Source organism: Amycolatopsis sp. cmx-11-32 (assembly GCF_047608695.1).
Lineage (GTDB): Bacteria > Actinomycetota > Actinomycetes > Mycobacteriales > Pseudonocardiaceae > Amycolatopsis.
In genome coordinates this window covers 73,130-92,315 of the sequence record NZ_JADNQN010000014.1, presented here as the reverse complement: position 1 = coordinate 92,315, position 19,186 = coordinate 73,130, and the positions used below count along the sequence as shown (strand labels likewise).

Here is a 19,186-nt window from a genome sequence, read left to right as displayed (position 1 = left end):
GCTCCTATCCGAGGCCGGCCGGGCCGGCGGTACTACGGGGTCTTCTGGTCTGGGTGCGGCCGCGGCGGGCGGCGACGCGCTCGGCGGCGCGGGCCAGCTCCGGGCCGGCGGCGCCGCCGGAGTGCAAGTGCGCGGCGAGGGCGCGGACGGTGGGATGGCTGAGCAGGTCGACCATCGGGATCCGGCGGCCGAGCCGGGCGGTGACCTGGGCGTGCACCCGGGCCAGCGCGAGCGAATGCCCGCCGACGTCGAAGAAGTTGTCGGTGTGCCCGACTTCGGCGACGCCGAGGATGTCGCACCAGGCACGGGCGATCACGGCCTCGGTCGCGGCGAGCGCCACCGGGTCCGCGGCCGCCGACGGCGGCCGTGCCGGGGCGCGGTTCGTCGCGTCCGGCGCGGCGGTGCGGACACCCGCCCGCGGCAGCTGCGGCACGCTCGTCCCGACCGGCGCGTCCGGCGCCGCGGCCAGCGCGTCGAGCAGGGCGACGTAGTCCTCGGCGAGCCCTGCCATCCGGACGTGGTCGAACAGGTCCGGGTTGTACAGCAGTTCGACTCCGTCGTCGTGGACGTACACCGTGAGGTCGAACGGCGACCCAGGTTTGTCCACCGGCAGCCACGCCGACCGTATGCCGGGCAGGTCGAGCCGCGGCTCGGTGAAGTTCAGGACGTTGAACATCACCTGCACGAGCGGGGCATGCGCGGGATCACGGGGCACGCCGAGCGCCTCGACGAGCCGCTCGACCGGCGCGGCCGGGTGCGCGGTCGCGGCGAGGAGTTCCGCGCCGCCGTCGCGGACGTGCGTGGCGAAGTCCGCGGCGTCGTCGGCCCGCAGCCGCACCGGCACGATGTCCACGAAGAACCCCGCGACCTCCTGGAACTCGGCGAGCTGCCGGTCCGCCACGACCGTGGCGACCAGGTGGTCGGCCGCGCCGGTGAGCCGCCGCAGCAGCAGGCCGAACGCGGCGAGCAGCACCCCGGCGCGCGTCGTGCCGGTGCGGGCGGCCAGCGCCCGGACCGACTCGGCGACGCCGTCCGGAAAGGACTGACGCAGGCTCGCGCCCCGGTAGGTCTGCACGGCCGGGCGCGGCCGGTCCCGCGGAAGGTCCATTGTGGCCGGTGCACCGGCGAGATGTCCGGTCCACCAGGCGACGTCCACCGCCTCCCGGCGTTCGTCGCGTCCGGCCCGCCACACCGCGTAGTCCGCATAGGACGCCACCGGCGGCGGCAGCGGCTCACCCCGGTAGGCCGCCGACAGGTCGGCGCAGAGCAGGTCCTGCGACCAGCCGTCGAACACCGCGTGATGCAGCGTGAAGCCGAGCACGTGCTCCGTCTCGCCGAGCCGGTAGAGCCGCACGCGCCAGGGAGCATCGCGGTCGAGGTGCACCGGCGTCGCGGCGTCGGCGGCCAGCCGGGCCCGCAGGCCGTCCTCGGTCACCGGCGCCACCGGCAGCGGAACGTCCGCCGTCGGCAGGCGATCCGCCAGCGGCACGCCGTCGACGGCCCGGATCCGCCAGCGGAGCACGTCGTGCCGCTCGGCGACCGCGCGCAACGCGTGGCGCAGCGCGTCGACGTCCAGCGCGCCGGTCAGCCGGAACGCCATCGCGATGTTGTACGGCGCGGCGTCCGGGGCGAGCTGGTCGAGGAACCACAGCCGCCGCTGCGGCGGGGACAGCGCGGGCGCGTGCCCGGTGGTCAGCCCCGGTCCGGTCAGCGGCGACGCGTCAGCGACCCGCCGGGTGAGCCCGTCGAGAGTGCCGCCGGCGAAGACGTCCTCCGTGGCGACGTCCGCGGCCAGCTCCGCCCGCAGCGCCGCGACCAGGCGCATCGCGGCGATCGAGTTCCCGCCCGAGGCCAGGAAGTCCGTCCCCGCGCCGGCGCCGAGCACCCGCCGCCAGATGGCGGCGACCGCGCGTTCGGCCGGGGTGCCGAGCGGGCCGAGGTCCTCCCGTTGTCCCGCCAGCGCCGCTTCGGCCAGGTCGCGCAGCGCGGGCCGGTCGATCTTGCCGGTGACCGGGTTGACCGGCAGGCGGTCGAGCACCCGGACCGCGGCCGGGCGCATCGCCGCGGTGAGCCGGTCCCGGCCGAGTGCGTCCACATCGGACGGTGCGGACGCCGGTGCCAGAAAGGCCACCAGCCGGGTGCCGCCCGGCCCGGGGACGGCCGCCACGGCGGCGGCGTCGACGTCCGGGTGAGCCGTGAGCGCGGCCTCCACCTCGCCCAGCTCGATCCGCTGGCCGCGGACCTTCACCTGCCGGTCGGCGCGGCCGGCGAACTCGAGACGGCCGTCGGGCAGCTCGCGGGCCAGGTCGCCGGTGCGGTAGAGCCGTTCCCCCGGCGTGCTCGGGTCGTCGACGAACTTCGCGGCGGTCAGCTCCGGGCTGCCGAGGTAGCCAAGCGCGAGGCCCGGACCGCCGATGAGCAGCTCGCCGAGCTCGCCGGGCGCGACCGGCCGCAGCTCGGCGTCCACGACGTACGCCCGGTGGTTCGGCGTCGGGCGGCCGAGCGGGAGTGGGTCGGCAGGGATGCCGGTGACCTCGTCGGTGACGACCGCCACGGTGGTCTCGGTCGGGCCGTAGGCGTTGAAGAACCGACGGCCCGGCAGCCAGCGCGCGGCGAGATCCGCGGGCACCGGCTCGCCACCGCAGGCGATGACGCGCCAGCCGGGAACGGTCGCGGGGTCCATCATGGACAGCAGCGTCGGCGTGACGAAGCCCCACTCGACGTCGTGCTCGACGAGGAACCGCCGCAGCCGTTCGGGATCGGCCCGGTCGGCGGCACCGGCGAGCTGGACCGATCCGCCGTGCGCCAGCGTGACGAACACGTCCATGGTGAAGGCGTCGAAGGCGGGCGAGGAGATGCCGAGCGTCCGGGTGCCGGGCCGGATTCCGACGGCGGCGGCGAACCCGGTGACGAACGCGACCACGTTGCGGTGACTGGTCAGCACGCCCTTGGGGCGGCCGGTGGAGCCGGAGGTGTAGAGGAGGTGGACGAGGTCGTCCGGCCCGGCGGGGCACACGGCGGGCCCGTCCGCGGGCGGGGGCACGTCGAGGGCATCGATCCCTTCCGTGGCACCGAATTCGGCCCGCGCGCAGTCACCGACGACGAGGGAGATCCCGGCGTCCGCGGCGATTTCGGCCAGCCGCGCCTTCGGGCCGCCGGGTTCGAGCGGCACGTAGGCGGCCCCGGACAGCAGCACGCCCACGACGGTCGAGATCAGCTCCGGCCGCCGGTCGGCGCAGACGCCGACGCGGGCGCCGGGCCCGGCGCCCCGTGCCCGCAGCAGCCGGGCGACGCCGGTCGCCGACGCGACCAGTTCACGGTAGGTGAGCCGGGCGTCGCGCTGCCGGACGGCGACGGCGTCCGGGGTGCGCGCGGCCTGGGCGAGGATCAGCCCGGTGAGCGTGGTGTCCGGATAGGACAGTGGCTGGCCATGGCCGCCCGCGACGGGCAAGGTGTCGGTCACCGAGGGCTCCCCTGGTCGGATGTGTGGTGAGGCGGAGGGTCGATCCAGTGCCGCTCCCGCTGGAACGGATAACCCGGCAACGGGACGCGACCCGGTTCACCGCCCGCGAACCGCGCGGCCCACTCGACCTCGCCGCCCCCGGTCCAGTGGACAGCCAGGTCCCGCACCGCCCCGGCCGCGCCCTCGACGTCGGTTCCGTTAGCCAGCAGCGCATCGAGCGCAGCGACCGCCGACGCGACCGAGTCCGCCACTACGGCGGCCCGGCACGCGAACGCCCGCCGCACCGAAAGCGTGTACGCCACGTCCCCGAGGTCCGGCGCGTCCGTGGCGAGCCGCTCGCGCAGCCGGGACACCGCCTCGCGCAACGCCTTCGCGTCACGCGCGGACACCGGCAGCACGAACGGCCCGCTCGCCGTCCGCCGTGGTGGGACGGCCGGGGCCGCCGCCACGATCACGTGCACGTTCGTGCCGCCCATGCCGAACGAGCTGACCCCTGCCACCCGCCGCGCGCGGGCGGGCCAGTCGGCGGCCTTCGCGGGGACGTACCAGGGGCCGCCGGCCAGGTCGACCTCCGGGTGCGGGGCCGTGAAGTGCAGGCTCGGCGGGATGACGCCGTGGCGCACGGACAACACGGCCTTGATCAGCCCGGCGACGCCCGCCGCCGCGTCGAGGTGCCCGATGTTCGTCTTCACCGAGCCCAGCGCGCACGTTTCCGGCGGCGCGTCCCGGTAGACGCGGTTGAGCGCGGCCACCTCCATCGCGTCGCCGAGCGGGGTGCCGCTGCCGTGGGCTTCGAGCAGCGCGACCTCGTCCGGGGCGACCTCCGCGACGGCCAGTGCCTCGGCCACCGCGGCCGCCTGCCCGGCCGGTCCCGGCACGGCGTAGCCCGCGCGGTCCGGGCCGTCGTTCGTGATCGCCCAGCCGGGCAGCACGGCGTAGACGTGGTCGCGGTCGGCGAGTGCGTCCGCCAGCCGCCGCAGCACGACCACCCCGGCGCCCGAGCTGAACCCGGCGCCCGCCGCGGCGACGTCGAACGCGCGGCACCGGCCGTCCGGCGAGACGAGCCCGCCGCCGCGGTACCGCGGCCACGTCACGTTCGCCCCACCGGCCAGCGCGACGTCGCACCGGTAGTCCGCCAGGCTCTGCGCGGCCAGCGCCACCGCCGCGAGCGAGCTGGAGCACGCGCTCTGCACGGCCACCGCCGGCCCGGTCAGCCCGAGCCGGTAGGCGACCTGGCCTGGCAGGTGGTCGGTGAGCTGGCGGCCGGTCAGCCGCCCCTCCCAGTCGTCCGGGTCGACGTCGCCGGTCACCGCCGGGTTGCCGAACAGGTGAAACAGGAAGTAGCGGTTCACCGAGGCGGCCGTGAACACCCCGACCGGCCCGGCCTCTTCGGCGGGATCGCGCCCCGCGTCCTCAAGGGCCTGCCACGCCGTTTCGAGGAACAGCCGGTGCTGTGGATCGGTCCGCGCGGCCTCGTCGGCGGTGAACCCGAAGAACCCGGCGTCGAACTCCTCGACACCCTCGATCCGGCCACCCGCCCGCACGTACGCCGGGTCGGCACGCAGGCCCGGCCCGACGCCCAGCGCCGCCAGCTCGTCTTCGGCGTAGTCGTGGATCGAGTCGACGCCCGCGCAGAGGTTCCACCAGAACGAGGCGGCGTCCGGCGCACCAGGGTACCGGCAGGCCAGCCCGACGACGGCGATGAGATCCCCGGCCGGTTCCTCCGCGGTTGCCGTCGGCGGAGTGTCCGAAGTGGACTCCGTGAGCCAGGCTGCCTGCCCGGCGATCGTCGTGCGCTCGAACAGGGCGAGCAGCGGGACGTCCACCTCGAACTCGTCGGCCAGCCGTACCTGCACCTGGCCGAGCCGCAGCGAATCGCCGCCGGCGTCGAAGAACGCCTCGGTGCGCCCGACCAGGTCACGGCCCAGCACCGCGCACCAGATCCGGTGCACCCGTTCCTCGGCCGGGGTCAGCAGCTCCGCTGGGATGGTCGTGGCCGCCCGCGGGTCCGGCAGCGCCCGTTCGTCGAGTTTTCCGGTGACGGTCAGCGGAAAACCGTCCAGCACCGCGACGGCAACGGGTACCGAGTAGCCGGGCAGGACGTCCGCCAGCGCGGCCCGCAGCACCCGGCCGTCCGGACGCGGACCGGCCGCGGTCACGTAGGCGAGCAGGTCGCCGTCGCGCACGATCGCGCGGGCTTCGGCCACACCGGGCTGTTCGGCGAGCCGGGCCTCGATCTCGGTCAGCTCCACCCGGAAGCCGCGGACCTTGACCTGCCGGTCGAGCCTGCCGAGGCAGACGAGGTTCCCGTCCGGCAGCAGCCGGCCGAGGTCGCCGGTCCGGTAGCGACGGCCGCCGTCGGCTGTCACCCCGAACGCCGCGCTCGGCTGGTCGAGGTAGCCGTCGACGAGGTGCCGCCCGCGCACTTCGAGTTCGCCGCTGTCCAGCACGGTGAGGGTGAACCCGGGCAGCGCGCGCCCGATCGGCAGTGGCCCGTCGACGTGTGGGTCCAGCTCGGCGGCGGTCGTCCGGTACTGCGCGGCGAAAGTCACCTCGGTGGCGCCGTAGCCGTTGACGAACACGCACTCCGGCGCGAACCGGCCGCGGCGGACGTCGGCGTGGGTCGCCTGCTCACCGCCGAGCAGCACGGTCCGCACGAACGGGAGGCCGGTCTCGCCGAGGACGTCGAGCAGGTGCCGGTAGACCGTTGGCGTCGAGTGGTAGACGGTCACCTCGTGCCTGGCCAGCTCGCGCGCGGCGTGGGCGATGCCGTGCGCGCGCAGGTCGACCGGCACGAGCGCGGCGCCGCTGAGCAGGGCCGGGTAGAGGTCCGGGATCGCCGCGTCGAAGCCGAACGACGCGAGCAGGCTGAGCCGGTCGGCCGCGGTGATGCCGAGCGCGGCGATCTGGTTGTCGACGATGTGCAGGAGGTTGCGGTGGGTCTGCGCGACGGCCTTCGGCCGGCCGGTGGACCCGGAGGTGAACAGCACATACGCCGGGCTGTCCGGATCGGATTCGGGCACCGGGAGCGGCGCGGTCTCCGTGCCCGAGCGCACCAACCGCGCGGATCCGGTGCGACACAAGGACTCCGCCAGCTCGGTGTACTCCGGATCCGCGAGCACGGCGGTCACCCGCGCGGCCGCGAGCTGGTACTCGAGACGCTCCCGTGGGAAGGTCGGGTCCAGCGGGACGTAGGTGCAGCCCGCGGCGAGGGTGCCGAGGATCGCCGCGATCGCGGCGCTGCCGTGCCCGGTGACGAGCCCGACCCGCTCCCCCGGCCGGACCCCGGCGTCGCGCAACCGCAGCGCGTGGCCGCCCGCGAGCCCGGCCAGCAGCGCGTAGGTGAGCCCGGCGCCGTGCTCGAAGACCGCGATCCGGTCGGGCAATTGCCGGGCGTACACGTCGAATCGGCTGACACAGCCGGCTTGTGTCATCGGGCGTCGAGCAGTCGCTCCGAGGTTTTTCGGGCGCGCGACAACAACGGCGTGGACTTCATCTTGCTCCCCAGTGACCATTCAGGTGAAGAATTACGCAAGGTTAAGACCACCGGCCGCGCCGAGGAATACGAGTTCCGTCGATTTAGTCCGAATGGCCTACAATCTTGGACCACATGTTGCAGCTATCCACATCTTCCAGCCCAATCGGCGATCCGGACGGCATTTCGTGCCCGACTTTTCAACCACCATCGACACTCGTTTGACTACCTTTAGTGAGGCGTCGGATATTAACCGACACCCTGTCGCGGAATGCGTTTACAACAACCGGCAGGCGGAATTCGCCGCAATCGATTCAGAAATACGAGTCCCGATCGCGGCATCCGAAATACTTACGCCCGTCGTAAAGTTACGCTCGACCGAGACAGAAGGGTCACTTGACCGTCAACGCCGCGCCCGTGTCCCTGAACTTCGAAGCTGCGCCTCGGTGCCGCGCAGAAGTCGGGGTGGCATGCACGTGCGCCGAGCACCTCGCTCTGGCCGTACAGTGCGGCCGACATCCGCCACCCCGGCAGCAATGCCGCCAGGAGGGCGAAGTCGAGCAGGGCGCCGCCCACCACGAGCACCCCCGTCAGCACGCGACCTTCAGCCTGCAACACTCACGACTGAAAGTATTCGTCCACGTCACCCTTCCGTGTCGGAACTTCACCCGGCGCGAGGCTTTCGACCCGAGCCGACCACCTGGATGGGGAAATTCGAGGCAGCCTGCGACGCCGGTCAAGCCCAGGTGATCACGGACCGCCCGTCTACCACAGAAACCAAGCAGGTGAGTGGCCGTGATCGATCATCGCGCGGGAGCCGGTTTCATCGGGTGACAGCACCTGCAGAAGCGCGGGTCCGGGGTTATGGTGATTTGATTGTCGGTTGAACCAACGAGCCGGCGTTTCCGCGCACGTCGAGACGCTGGGTGTTGCGAATGGACTACAAGCCTTGGGGCTCGGGCCTGCTGCCCGAGGACGTACAGGTGTCATGTTCGCCCGGAGATCCGGCGATCATCGCGCTGGGCGGTGAATTGGACACACATACGGTGGTCGCCCTGGAGTGGGTCGTGACGGCGATACTCGCCCGCCACCCTCGACCGCGGGTGATCGTGATGGATCTGGACGAAGTCGGCTTCTTGAGCGTGGCCGGAGTGCGAGCGCTACATGCCGCTACCGATCGCGCCGCCGCTCACCTGGTCACTTTTCGCGTCGCCCTGGGACGGCGCGCCATTGTGCGGCGTGCGCTGGCCGTGACCGGCGCGGAGGCCCTCCTGGACATCTACCCCGACCGGTACGCCGCTCTGGACACCGGTCTGCGTCGCGTGTTCGACGACCTCGTCCGTGATCTGTAGCCGATCGCGGACGGCCTCCCCGAGTTCGGGTTTCGCACTCCAATCACCGGGTAGCCAGGCAGAGAGAATCAAAGGAACCGGAGGAGGTCATATGCACCGCGAAAACGATCTACTCTCGCCCCACGAGGACAAGGACACGACGGCCGGATTTCAAGACATGGTGAAAGCCGATGGCCCGACCCGTGCCAAGCAGGGACGGGGCCTGGAGGGGCCCGCCGACGACGGACCGGGTGCGTCACCCGTGGATGAGGAGTGATCATGACCGCAGGAACGGAAGACCTCGAGCGCGGTGCCACGGAACTCCCGGATGCGCCACACGATCGCATTATGCCCGCCAATGAGATACGACTGGCCGCGGAACGTGCGGGCAGGGAGTGGGAACAGCCGGAAACCGATTGAGACCCAGGTGGCTTCGACAACCGTCGCGATCAGCGGTTATCGGGCAGAGGGCGGGGTAATCGCCGAGTATGAGCGATCCCACCTCCCACGGTCTCCTCGCCACTCGCCTTGTCGAGGCCACTAAAGCCGGCGCGCACGAGTATGTCGCCGAAGTCCTGTCGAAGCTTGCCTCGTCGGTCTCGGTCGAACTTCCGGCGATGGTCGCACGGGAACTGATCGACTCATGCGCGAGCGTCATTTCACGCCACCGCGTGTGCACCGATGACAGAACTCTCCACAGCTTCATCGTGGAGAACGATTGTGCCGAGTCGGTAGACGTGGACACCTTGCCACCTGGACCGCGTGCCGCACTGCGCGCATTGGTCGCGACGCTCAACGGCGACGAAAGCGCACGTGATATCCAAGTGGGCTTTGCCACCCGCGGCACTCCGAAGGAGGTCGTCACCGTGCTCATCCACTGTCTCATATGGACATTGGAGCTGGAGGACTTCTCCCCGGCTCAGGCCCCGCAGTTGAGCTGCTACTCCGATGGGCTCCGAGACTAGAATAGCTCAGGGACGCCACACCTCGCGCCACGAAGTTTTTCGCTTCGGCGAATCTTGCCAACCGGGTTGCCAGTTCCCGGTCCCGCGCCACGATCTGCCGTCCTGGGCCGGCTCGCCGGGCACGACGGCCCGCGTCCGGGAAGGAGGCCTCGCGCAGAGCTACGTCGAACCCGGTCGCCTGCCACCCCCGAGCGGACCGTTCTTCCCACCATCTTCGACGCCGCCGCGCAACCGGCCGCCGCGGATTCCTGGTAATGGTCGGCGAAGCGCCCGCGCCCCCTATCGGACATCGCGTCGTTGACTCGAAGGCCGTGTCCACATTGGATGGCCCGGCACTCGCACCGACTCCTGCTCGAGCCGTACGGGCGCCGGGCCCCGAAATCACCCGCCATCCGTCGAGCCGGTCGGCGCAGTCGCCGGCTTCTCCTCGGCAGCACCTTCGGGATTGGCCTCGCCGTCGAAGCGATTGCACAATTCATCGACCGAGTGGGCGATTTGGGCGAGTTCGGCCAGCACGGCCCGATGGACCGTTCGGATGGCGCCGGCTTCCTCTTCCGCGCGAGAGAGGATGAGCTGTGCTTCGCGACGCGCGGCGCGTTCAATCTCCTCGCGGGCACACTCCGCGGCGGCGGCCGTTTTCTGGGCGGTCGTCAGCAGGGTTTCGCTTTCCTTGCGGGCCTGTTCTTTGATTTCCACGGCCTCGGTTTTGGCGACCGCGAGAATCTTCTCGATCCGCTTCCCCAAGCCGCTGGCCTGGTCCGGTTCCGCGACTCGAGGCGCGGGAACCTGCGTTTTGGCGAGCCTGCGCTCTGCCATCCTCCGGGCCTTCTCCTGCCGTTCCACGCGCTTCTCTACCGTCCGCACGTATTCGTCGACCTGTCGGCGATCGTATCCACGCAGGACGAGCGGGAATCGGACGTCGGACTCCGTTGTTTCCTCGGCTTCGGACACCATGCTTTCCATGGACCCAGTGTCGGCTACGACAAGGAGACCGGCAAACCGAAACCAGATATCCGCGCCATCAAGAGCACCTTCGGGGAGTATTCCCAAGAGAGGAGAGGAACTGCGTCACGGCAAGCGTTGCTCGCACCGAGCGGCCGGGCCGGGGGCATACGCATTCACCCCGACGGCGGCGTTTGATCACCAGGTCGTTTCAAACGACTATTCCAGGTTGCTCCGCGAAAGCAGGATCGGGTTCATCAACAGAACACGAACAGGATGCCAGCGGCTTTCGCCTACTGGCATCCCTCTGCGCTCGAATTGCATCTTTTCAAGGCCCCACATCGGGTCCCTGGCCGTAGCGGGCCCCAGGGCGGTCCTCGCGCGACGACGGGCCCGTCAGGCATGCCAGGATCGCATTTCATCTTCGGTCAGGCGGCGTACGGTGGTGATCACACCGTTGTCGGCACTGACCGCCCATCGCCAGGACAAAGGGGTGACACGCACCGAAATCAGATGCTGTCGATTCTTGACCCACAGCCAGCCATGTTGACGTCGCGCCAGATAGAGCCGGGGTCGTGACTTCTGACCCGTTTCGATCAGAACACGCACTGAATCGGTCGGCTCGCAATCACCGGTGCACCACACCTCGGCAATGCGGTCACAAACACCACCGTTCGCCATACGGCATCCTTCCCTGCCAACTTGGATGAAGGGATGAGCGAGACACGGGAATGAACTTCTTCCACGTGGGTGCGGTCAAACCCGGTGGCCGGACACGGTCACCGGGTGCCGACGACTCGTGGCTGGTCGTGGGGCAGCTCGATATGTGCTTTCTGCCGATCAAGCTGTTCGGCGCCATTGGCCGCGTCGACACGTTCCGCGGCGGCGAAACTGTTTCCGTTCGCCACGACCGTGCCCGTCAAGTCGAGCAGCTGGCCGGGTTTGACATCCACGGGTGAAGCACCGGCGGGCAGCAGCTTCACCCACACCCGGTCGGTGGTGTTCTCGCCTGCCCAGAACCCTTCCGGACCCGGCACCGACTGGACCGGTACGGCGCTACCTGAAATGGGTTTACCGACGAACGAGGTGAGATCTCCTTGCGGGAGAGGGAATACGTCGCGACCGTCCACGGTGAGCTGACCGGCTTTTCCGGAAGCGGCGGTGGTGGATTCCGCCGGTGCGGACTGAGAACCGGCAGGGGGTACGGCACCGTTCGCGTTCTGGTCGTTGTTCGCCGTTTGGTTGCTCCTACATTGGGTCAGGCCCAGGATGAGAGCCGCGACGATGATCAGGGCCAGCAGCAGCAACCAGATCCAGCCGCGGCTTTTCCCTGATCGAGTGCCGGTCGCCTCGGTCGCGCCTCCGGTTCGGAGTTTCCCTGACCCCCGTGTCGCCCCAGGCCGTCCACGCGAACCGGCTTCGGATGCCGAGTGTTGTTCTCCTGGTCGTGTCACGAGAGCCTGCTTTCTTCGGAATCGAACGTAAACCGGTATACCCGGCGAGGTGTCGCGACCCCACGGATTCCTGTCCGTCGTACCCGAGAGAGCGAACGCGCCTTTGACGGAGCCCTGGAGACAGGCCCTGACGGCCTCACGAACAGGTGAGAATGGCCGTCGAAGTGGTTCCTACCCCGGAGACGTCACGGCGCCCGCAGGCCCACCTCGACAGGGTAGGCATGCTCGGCGGGTGCGCGGGTGAGCGCGTTCTCGGGATCTCGCACCATGGCCAGGCAGCCTCGGTCGACGATCGAGCGCAACCCGAGGGCCGACGGTTACCGCGCCGGAGCGGTGCCCGTTCTCGGGCGGCAGATGACGATCGGGCGGCGAGACATGCCGAGGACCTGCTAGTGGAACTCGGGCAGGACGTGTTCCCGCCAGCCTCGAAAGAATCCCACATGGTCGGAACCGATCTGCTGGACGTAGATCTCATCCACTCCTGCGTCGACGAACTGGCGCACCCGCTCGGCGTGTGCCTTCGGATCGTCACCGCACACGATCGCCTCGCCCACGTCCTTCCGGGGCACGAAAGCCGTGGCCGCCTCGAAGTCCTCAGGCCGCGGCAGCATTTGAGCCAGCTGGCCGCGCAAGGCATCGTTGGCCCACAGGCGGTGCGCCCGGTCCAGCGCCACTTCGGGGTCGGCGTCCCAGCTGACCTTCATGCCGGCTTGTACCGGTTTGTCACCTCCGCCGGCTTGGCGGAAGACCCGGACAAGGTCGGCGTCAGGCTTGACCGTGCAGTATCCATCGCCGATCCGCCCGGCGAGTTCGGTGGCTTGCGGGCCGAACCCGGACACGTAGATCGGCACCGGTTCGGCCGGCATCGTGTAGATACGTGCGTCCTGCACTTGATAATGCTTCCCATGGTGGCTTGTCGATTCACCACGCGCCCCTGCCGCGTGCAGCTTGCGAATGACGTCGACCGCCTCTTCCAGCATTTCCAGCCGCTGACCGGCCGAGGGCCACGCGTCGCCGAGGATGTGTTCGTTCAGCGCCTCCCCCGATCCCACACCCAACACGAACCGGCCGTCCAGCTGGACCGCCGCGGTCGCCGCAGCCTGCGCGAGCACGGCTGGGTGAATCCGAACGGTCGGGCACGTCACCGCCGTCGTGACCGGTAGCGAGACGGCCTCCGACAGGGCACCGAGTACCGACCACACGAACGGGCTCTGGCCCTGAGCGTCGTTCCAAGGATGAAAGTGATCCGAGATCCACAGCCGCTCGAACCCCGCACGCTCGGCCGCACGGGCCTGGGCGACGAGCTCGTGGGGGCCATACTGCTCGCAGGAAAGAAAATAGCCAATGGACGTCATGGCCATCGGTTACCACCTCGACGTGGTCGAAACACCCGATCCCCCTATCGAAAGAATCCAGCCGACGTACCGCCTCCCCGTCAGCTCCTGGGAACTCAGGCCCGGTACGGCCCGTGGTCGCCGAGATCCGGGCTCACCTGGGGGTGCCGCCCCTCCTGGCCGGGGACCGGAGTGACGGTCGGCTCCCAGATCGCGCCGGACGGCACCGGCCTGGTCGGACCGTCCGATTCCACCCCGCCGGGAGGCACGGGCCGTTCGGTCTCGCGTTCGTGGAAGTGGGCTTCGACGACGTCGTCCTGCCGCTGGCGGGCGAGCACGGACAGGGTGAGCACGTGGGCCAACGCCATCAGCAGCAGGAAGACACCCAGCCTGCCCACCAGCGCGGCCGTCGAACCCGACCACTGCGGGCCGACGACCGATAGTAAGGCCAGCACACCGATGGAGACCAGGTGAAAGACGGTCACCACCATCCACGCCGACGACCCGTTCCCCTCGCCTCCGCCTCGCCCCCGCAGGTAGCGACGGGCACCGCGATAGAGGATCTGTCCGTCCGCGACGACGAAGATCAGGCCGATGATCAAGAATCCTGGCAGCTCGTTGTCGGGCATCTTCTTCTCCTCCGTTTACCGCCGGATACCCACGGACGACGATTTCCCGAGCCTCCGGACATTTTATACCGGATCGAGTTACGGGACATCGACGTTCAGATCGCTCCGGAAAAACGATGGTCACACACCGGGCGGATGGCGCCGCGGCTCGGCAGGCGGGTACGTGTTGACCGGCGGGGCGTCGGAGCCCGCGCCCGGATACCCCGTCATCGCACCGGCTTTCGGGCCACGACGGGCCAACCCGGCAAGACCGAGCAACCCGACCAGGCCGAGCAGTCCCCAAAGGCCGTTGTTCCCATCGCCGTCCACCCGATCGTCGCGGGAACTCCCGTTCCCATCCCGGTCGTCATCGACCTGTTGCGAAATCGGCGTTACGGGCGATGGCGCGGCCACCGCCGATACCGTACCCCCTCCGCTCAGCAGGAGGGCCACTGACGCAGCGCACGCACAGGTCGATATCCGTAAACCCCGCTTCATTTCAAACCTTCTTTCACTTTCGGGTAGGCAGAAGATCGCTCGATTGGGGCATACCCGCGTCGAGAGAACTCACACCTGCCGTCACTGGAACGTGTCATCATCCCGCGTCATCGAGGGCGTAGAACGGAGGAGTCGCGTGGACTTCGGACAACGGACCCACTCACGTCGGCGTCGTCACCGTGCACCGCATCGACGACCACCGCATCCGAGTCACCGCGTAGAGGGACATCGATCCAGAAAGCTTGCGGACAAGCTCGGGTGGCCGGATCTCCGATCTATCAGTCGATGAGGTTACGGCGCAAGCCCTGAACGACCGCATGAGCGCGGTCATTGGCTGACAGTTTCCGGAACAACCGTTGAGCATGCGTTTTGATCGTATCCTCCGACAGATGCAGATCACCGCCGATTTCACCGTTCGTCTTTCCACTGCTCATCCCCCGCAGGACTTCCAGCTCACGCCCGGACAAGCTGATGTCCTGCCCCTCCGCGGCTCGCGGAACGGGCACCAGCAGAGAGTTCGATGAGCCGCCCAAGGCCAGACCACCCACGGAACCGGGTTCGCAGGACAAGAACCCCTGTGCTCCCTCTTGGATCGCATTCGCGGCGAGTTCCGCCGACTCCGGTGGCCCGAACACCAAGATTTCCGCGTCGGCTCGCGATGTCATCAGCGCTCTGACCGTCTCCAACAGCAAATCCGACTGAAGACGGGTGCTCAGAAAGACCACATTCGCCGGCGAGGCATGAAAATGAGCCAACAACTCCGCACTGCTCGCGGACGGACCGACGCACCGCACTCCGGGTGCGCCGGCAAGCAGGCGAGCCATACGCTGACGGGGCTCACGCCGGGTTTCCAGAATCAGGACATCCACCACCACGTCCTCCAAAAGATTGAAGAGATGGCTACCGGACATCCGGCACTTCGATTCGAGATCCGGTATTCGATCACAGGCTACACATCCATTGAACCATGGTACGACATCAATGTCTGTTGATCTTCGAATCGGATTCTTGGCTCGGCCGCGTTCTCTGCTAATCCTGTTGAGTGAAAGCGCTGCTGGTGGAAGAAAGACCGATGGCCTCGTTCGGCTGTTTGTCGACCAGCCGCCCCGCGGACGTCATAGCCGCGGCAGGTCGACTCGAGTGGCGTCGAGGGCGGAGAAAAGGTCTCCAAGGGTATCGACCCGGCCGAGGACGTCATCGGCGGTGAAGGTCAGTTGCGCCGGCCGGTGGCAGGCTCGAACTTCGTCCCAGGCGATCGGAGCGGAGACGGTGGGGTGTTCACGGCCACGCAGGGAGTACGGGGCGACCGTGGTCTTCGCGGGGTTGTTCTGCGACCAGTCGATGAACACCCGCCCGATTCGCTGGGCCTTGGCCATCGACGCGGTCACCTTGTCAGGGGTTTCCCCGGCCAGTCGCTGCGCGAGCTTCTTGGCGTAGGCGGAAGGCGCGGCGGAGTCTTCGGTGGTGATGCCACAGCAGAGCTGCATTCCCTTGGACCCGGAAGTCTTCGCCAACGGCTCCAGGCCGTCCCCGGTCAGGACGTCGTACAGGCGCTCGGCGATCCGGCAACAGTCCACGATCGACGTGCCGGGGCCGGGGTCGAGATCGAACACCAGCCTGTCCGGCGGGCGGCGAGCACCACCCCCGTCGACAGTCCATTGTGGAACATGGAGTTCCAATGCCGCCATGTTCGCCGCCCATACCAGGGCGCCGAGCTCGTCGAGCAGGGCATAGGTGATCGCTTCATCCGAACCACGCGAGCGGGACAGCCGCACCGTGGACAGCCAGGCCGGGGCGCCGCGGGGGACGTTCTTCTCGAAGAATTGCTCGCCGCCGACACCGTCGGGGAAGCGGATGAAGGTGACCGGTCGTGCGGCCAGATGGGGCAGGAGGAACGGGGCGACGCGAGAGTAGTAGTTGATGACCTCACCCTTGGTGAAGCCGTCCGGGTAGAGCGGCTTGTTCAAGTTGGACAAGGTGAGCTGACGTTTTCCCGCCTGTACGGTGACTTTCGTTCCCAGGGAAATCCTGGACGAAGGCGGATCCTCCGTTTTCGGCACGACACGACGTGGCCCCGGGACGAGCACGTCACTCGGTTTCTTGTCTTCCCGAAGTCCCCGCCAAGCGGTGTGGCGGAGACGACCGGCGCCGCGCGTGAACTGCCGGAACTCGACCTCACCCACCAGCTCCGGTTCCACCCAGCGCGCCCGTGCGGAGTCCTCTCGTGGCGGGGTGACGGCGAAGGGATGACCGCGTCGTGCCAAGGCGTCGAGACGCGTTCGCAGACGAGAGCGTTCCGCTTCGCTGAATCCCGTCCCGACATCACCGAGGTAAACGAGATCACCGGTGCCGGGGTCGTGCGCACCGAGCAGGAGACTGCCCATCCGGCCCGCGATCCGGCCCTGCCCCGGCCGGTAGCCGCACACGATGACCTCGGTGGTCTGGGTCAGCGGGTGCTTGAGCCAAGCGTCGCTGCGACGTCCGGGACTGTAGACCGAAGTACGGTGTTTGGCGACGAGGCCTTCGTGCCCGCTGGCGACAACGTGCTCAAGCAAGTGTTCCGGAGTACGGCGGTCCGCGTCGAGCTCGGTGAAGGTGAACCGGCGGACCACCGACAGGCGGTACGGATCGGGCATCGGCAGCTGCGTGAGCCGCTCCCGTCTCTCTTCGTACGGTTCGCGCGAGAGCTTCCTCGAACCCAGCTGCAACAGGTCGAAGGCGAGGAACCGTACTGGGACGTCCTCGAAAGGTTCACCAGGGCGGCTCACGTTGTGGGTCTGGTAGCGGCCACGGCGTTCCTGCAAGGCCCCGAAGTCGATCTGCCCGGCTTCGTTGTAGACGACGATCTCGCCGTCCAGTACCGCGGGCCGCCCGTCGAGAGTCTCGGCGAGCACACCGGCGAGTTCGGCGAACTCGGCGGTGAAATCGATACCGTTGCGACTGGTCAAGACCCCAGTGCCGGCCGGTGCGATCCGCAGGCACGCCCGGTAGCCATCGAGCTTGTACTCGTAAGCCCATTCAGGGCCTTCACGCAGCCGGCCACCATCCGGCTTGGCCAGCATCGGCTCCACCCACGGCGGAACCCTCGACCGACCACTGTCGTCCGCTGTCCGCGCCATCACCAGCTCCCGTCGCCGAGCCGCGTCGAGCGGTCCGGCCGCCCGCGGAAACGGTAACCCGAACGGCCTAGTGGCGCCGGGTACGCGCAGGTCGTAGCCGGTCAATCACTCGTGAGAACCAAAACCGGGTGAGGACGGACTCAGGTGGCGAGCTGCTCACGCAGCTTCTGAAGGGTCCTCGCGAGAAGCGATCTGCGATCGCGTCGAGCCTTCGAGGAACCGCACCGTGACGATGGCTCTCTCGCGCTTTGGCAGATTCCGCAGAAAGAGGACCCCACCCCGAGGGCGGGGCGGCAAACGACGACACCTGGACGGGGTGGGCTAAAGCTTCGGCAGCTCCTGTTCCACGCCGATCAGCGCCTTGAAGGGGTCGCCGCGCTCGGTCAGGCGGGCCCGTACATCCCGGATCATCCATCGGTCCGGCGCGAGTGTGGGGTCGTCCAACTCGTCCCAGTCGAGCGGTATCGACACCGGTGCGCCCACTCGCGGACGCACGCTGTACGGCGCCACGAGGGTCTTGTTGAGCGCGTTCTGAGTGAAGTCCAGCCGGGCGCGGCCTTCGCGTTCGTCCTTCGCCCACGCCCAGCTGACCAGGTCGGGCAAGACCCGCCCGATCGTCTTGGACACGGTCTCCGCCCATTCGCGTGTCTGCGCGAAAGTCAGGTGTGGTGCGATCGGCACCCAGATCTGGATCCCGCGCTGTCCGGTCACCTTGGGCCTGCCGGTGACGCCGAGATGGTCGAGCGCGGTGCGGTGCAGCCGAGCGAGCTCCAGCACTTCCTCGAAGGACGTCGCCGGACCCGGGTCGATGTCGAACAGGACCCACGTCGGGTGGTCGACGTCGGTGGCCCGCGAGGTCCAGGCATGGAGCTCAAGCGCGCCATAGTTCGCCAGCCAGGCGAGCGACGCGACGCTGTCGGCCAGAACGTAGCGCCGGGTCTCCCCTCGCTTGGCACGTTCATTACGCCAGGTGTGCAACCACTCGGGAGCGTGAGCGGGAACCACCTTCTGCCAGAAGCCAGGTTCCGTGACTCCTTGCGGGAAGCGGTGGGTGTTGAGCGGGCGGTCCGACAAATACGGCAGCATGACCGGGCCGACGGAAACGTAGTACCGGATCAGGTCACGCTTCGTGATCGGATTGGCGCCGTCAGCCGCGGGAAAGAGCGCTTTGTCGAGATTCGTCAGCTTGAGGTCCCGTCCCGCGACCGACCACCTGCCGCCGGCACCGAGATCGTCGAGAGCCGCCAGCTCGCCCGCCGTGGCCGCCGGGAAAGCCCCGCCGACCTGGCTGTCCGCCTCCGGGGCCTGCCGGTCTCCGTGCCACAGCGCCTCGGGTGCGGCGGCGACCTCGTCGTTGGTGCGGCCGCTCTTGACCGAACGCGGATGGTCTTCGGCGTTCCAGCCTGGGTGTGCATGATCGTCCTGCTTGTGGAGGAGGAACCACTGCTCCTTGTCACCGCCGCGACGGGATCGCACCAGGACGAACCGGCCGGCCAGCTTCTCGCCCTCGAGGTCGAAATGGAGGGTTCCGTCCTCGATCGCGGCCGCTGGATCGGCGTCGACGGGACACCAAACGCCCCGATCCCACACGATGACGTCTCCGCCGCCATACTCGCCGCGCGGGATCACGCCCTCGAAATCCGCGTACTCGACAGGGTGGTCTTCGACATGCACGGCCAGGCGTCGCGCTTTCGGGTCCAGTGTCGGCCCCCGCGGCACCGCCCAGCTCACCAGGACACCATCGAGTTCCAGCCGGAAGTCGTAGTGCAGCCGACGTGCCCGGTGCCGCTGGACCACGAACCGGCGGCCGCCACGCCCTTGTCCAGCACCACCCGCGGGTTCCGCGGTACGCGCGAAATCACGCATCTCCTGGTATCGCCGCAGCTTGCGGGCCGGAACCTCCGTCATGGCCAGGGGATACCCCATCCGGCACCCGAATTCACCAGCGACCGGGCTCGGGCCGAGCAGACTCGTCGGTGGCCGAACCACGGATCTCG

General features: G+C 68.8%; 14 protein-coding genes. 3 read left to right on the top strand and 11 right to left on the bottom strand.

The window, feature by feature from the left end:
• Nucleotides 1-4 precede the first annotated feature (4 nt).
• Both ACM6LR_RS32640 and ACM6LR_RS32635 read right to left on the bottom strand, forming a co-directional pair.
• A complete protein-coding gene (locus ACM6LR_RS32640) occupies nt 5-3,463 on the bottom strand; it encodes an amino acid adenylation domain-containing protein (protein ID WP_414937924.1) in 3,459 nt (1,152 codons plus the stop codon).
• Nucleotides 3,460-6,897, bottom strand: a complete 3,438-nt coding sequence (locus ACM6LR_RS32635; protein ID WP_414945165.1) for a beta-ketoacyl synthase N-terminal-like domain-containing protein — start codon at nt 6,895-6,897, stop codon at nt 3,460-3,462. The genes ACM6LR_RS32640 and ACM6LR_RS32635 overlap by 4 nt, the downstream gene beginning before the upstream one ends.
• Before the next feature lie 976 nt (nt 6,898-7,873).
• Here ACM6LR_RS32635 and ACM6LR_RS32630 point away from each other — a divergent pair.
• Complete coding sequence (locus ACM6LR_RS32630; RefSeq protein WP_414945164.1) at nt 7,874-8,290, top strand: STAS domain-containing protein; 417 nt, start codon at nt 7,874-7,876, stop codon at nt 8,288-8,290.
• A 467-nt stretch (nt 8,291-8,757) separates the two neighbouring features.
• Nucleotides 8,758-9,234 carry a hypothetical protein gene (locus ACM6LR_RS32625; RefSeq protein WP_414937919.1) on the top strand — a complete coding sequence of 159 codons (477 nt, stop codon included), beginning with the start codon at nt 8,758-8,760 and terminating at the stop codon, nt 9,232-9,234.
• Nucleotides 9,235-9,615: 381 nt separating this feature from the next.
• Here ACM6LR_RS32625 and ACM6LR_RS32620 read toward each other — a convergent pair whose 3' ends face one another.
• From ACM6LR_RS32620 to ACM6LR_RS32610, 3 genes are all read right to left on the bottom strand, one after another.
• Nucleotides 9,616-10,197, bottom strand: a complete 582-nt coding sequence (locus tag ACM6LR_RS32620) for a DivIVA domain-containing protein (RefSeq protein ID WP_414937918.1) — start codon at nt 10,195-10,197, stop codon at nt 9,616-9,618.
• A gap of 375 nt (nt 10,198-10,572) precedes the next feature.
• On the bottom strand, nt 10,573-10,857 hold the full coding sequence (locus ACM6LR_RS32615) for a hypothetical protein (protein ID WP_414937917.1): 285 nt from the start codon (nt 10,855-10,857) through the stop codon (nt 10,573-10,575).
• A gap of 98 nt (nt 10,858-10,955) precedes the next feature.
• The gene (locus ACM6LR_RS32610; protein WP_414937916.1) at nt 10,956-11,483 is read right to left on the bottom strand and encodes a hypothetical protein; all 528 of its coding nucleotides are present in this window, start codon (nt 11,481-11,483) and stop codon (nt 10,956-10,958) included.
• 414 nt (nt 11,484-11,897) lie between these two features.
• Here ACM6LR_RS32610 and ACM6LR_RS32605 point away from each other — a divergent pair, with 414 nt between their 5' ends.
• A complete protein-coding gene (locus ACM6LR_RS32605; protein WP_414937915.1) occupies nt 11,898-12,023 on the top strand; it encodes a hypothetical protein in 126 nt (41 codons plus the stop codon).
• On the opposite strand, the gene ACM6LR_RS32600 is transcribed toward ACM6LR_RS32605, so the two are convergent.
• The 6 genes from ACM6LR_RS32600 to ligD (ACM6LR_RS32575) form a co-directional block, all read right to left on the bottom strand.
• Nucleotides 12,020-12,991, bottom strand: coding sequence for a TIGR03557 family F420-dependent LLM class oxidoreductase (locus ACM6LR_RS32600; protein ID WP_414945163.1), 972 nt, complete (start codon nt 12,989-12,991; stop codon nt 12,020-12,022). The genes ACM6LR_RS32605 and ACM6LR_RS32600 overlap by 4 nt on opposite strands.
• Nucleotides 12,992-13,080: 89 nt before the next feature.
• Nucleotides 13,081-13,593, bottom strand: a complete 513-nt coding sequence (locus tag ACM6LR_RS32595; protein ID WP_414937913.1) for a hypothetical protein — start codon at nt 13,591-13,593, stop codon at nt 13,081-13,083.
• A gap of 120 nt (nt 13,594-13,713) precedes the next feature.
• Complete coding sequence (locus ACM6LR_RS32590) at nt 13,714-14,070, bottom strand: WGxxGxxG family protein (protein ID WP_414937912.1); 357 nt, start codon at nt 14,068-14,070, stop codon at nt 13,714-13,716.
• A gap of 278 nt (nt 14,071-14,348) precedes the next feature.
• A complete protein-coding gene (locus tag ACM6LR_RS32585) occupies nt 14,349-14,981 on the bottom strand; it encodes a LuxR C-terminal-related transcriptional regulator (protein ID WP_414945162.1) in 633 nt (210 codons plus the stop codon).
• 204 nt (nt 14,982-15,185) lie between these two features.
• The gene (gene ligD / locus ACM6LR_RS32580; protein ID WP_414945161.1) at nt 15,186-17,189 is read right to left on the bottom strand and encodes a DNA ligase D; all 2,004 of its coding nucleotides are present in this window, start codon (nt 17,187-17,189) and stop codon (nt 15,186-15,188) included.
• Nucleotides 17,190-17,510: 321 nt separating this feature from the next.
• Entirely contained in the window at nt 17,511-19,097 is a 1,587-nt protein-coding gene (gene ligD / locus ACM6LR_RS32575; protein ID WP_414945160.1) for a non-homologous end-joining DNA ligase, read from the bottom strand.
• Nucleotides 19,098-19,186: the final 89 nt, after the last annotated feature.

What these genes read in the sequence shown, in the direction of transcription:
- ACM6LR_RS32595 (WP_414937913.1), bottom strand. Translation starts at nt 13,593, where the DNA reads ATGCCCGACAACGAGCTGCCAGGATTCTTGATCATCGGCCTGATCTTC.
- ACM6LR_RS32625 (WP_414937919.1), top strand. Translation starts at nt 8,758, where the DNA reads ATGAGCGATCCCACCTCCCACGGTCTCCTCGCCACTCGCCTTGTCGAG.
- ligD (WP_414945160.1), bottom strand. Translation starts at nt 19,097, where the DNA reads ATGACGGAGGTTCCGGCCCGCAAGCTGCGGCGATACCAGGAGATGCGT.
- ACM6LR_RS32605 (WP_414937915.1), top strand. Translation starts at nt 11,898, where the DNA reads ATGGCCAGGCAGCCTCGGTCGACGATCGAGCGCAACCCGAGGGCCGAC.
- ACM6LR_RS32590 (WP_414937912.1), bottom strand. Translation starts at nt 14,070, where the DNA reads ATGAAGCGGGGTTTACGGATATCGACCTGTGCGTGCGCTGCGTCAGTG.
- ACM6LR_RS32585 (WP_414945162.1), bottom strand. Translation starts at nt 14,981, where the DNA reads ATGTCCGGTAGCCATCTCTTCAATCTTTTGGAGGACGTGGTGGTGGAT.
- ACM6LR_RS32620 (WP_414937918.1), bottom strand. Translation starts at nt 10,197, where the DNA reads ATGGAAAGCATGGTGTCCGAAGCCGAGGAAACAACGGAGTCCGACGTC.
- ACM6LR_RS32600 (WP_414945163.1), bottom strand. Translation starts at nt 12,991, where the DNA reads ATGGCCATGACGTCCATTGGCTATTTTCTTTCCTGCGAGCAGTATGGC.
- ligD (WP_414945161.1), bottom strand. Translation starts at nt 17,189, where the DNA reads ATGGCGCGGACAGCGGACGACAGTGGTCGGTCGAGGGTTCCGCCGTGG.
- ACM6LR_RS32615 (WP_414937917.1), bottom strand. Translation starts at nt 10,857, where the DNA reads ATGGCGAACGGTGGTGTTTGTGACCGCATTGCCGAGGTGTGGTGCACC.
- ACM6LR_RS32630 (WP_414945164.1), top strand. Translation starts at nt 7,874, where the DNA reads ATGGACTACAAGCCTTGGGGCTCGGGCCTGCTGCCCGAGGACGTACAG.
- ACM6LR_RS32635 (WP_414945165.1), bottom strand. Translation starts at nt 6,897, where the DNA reads ATGACACAAGCCGGCTGTGTCAGCCGATTCGACGTGTACGCCCGGCAA.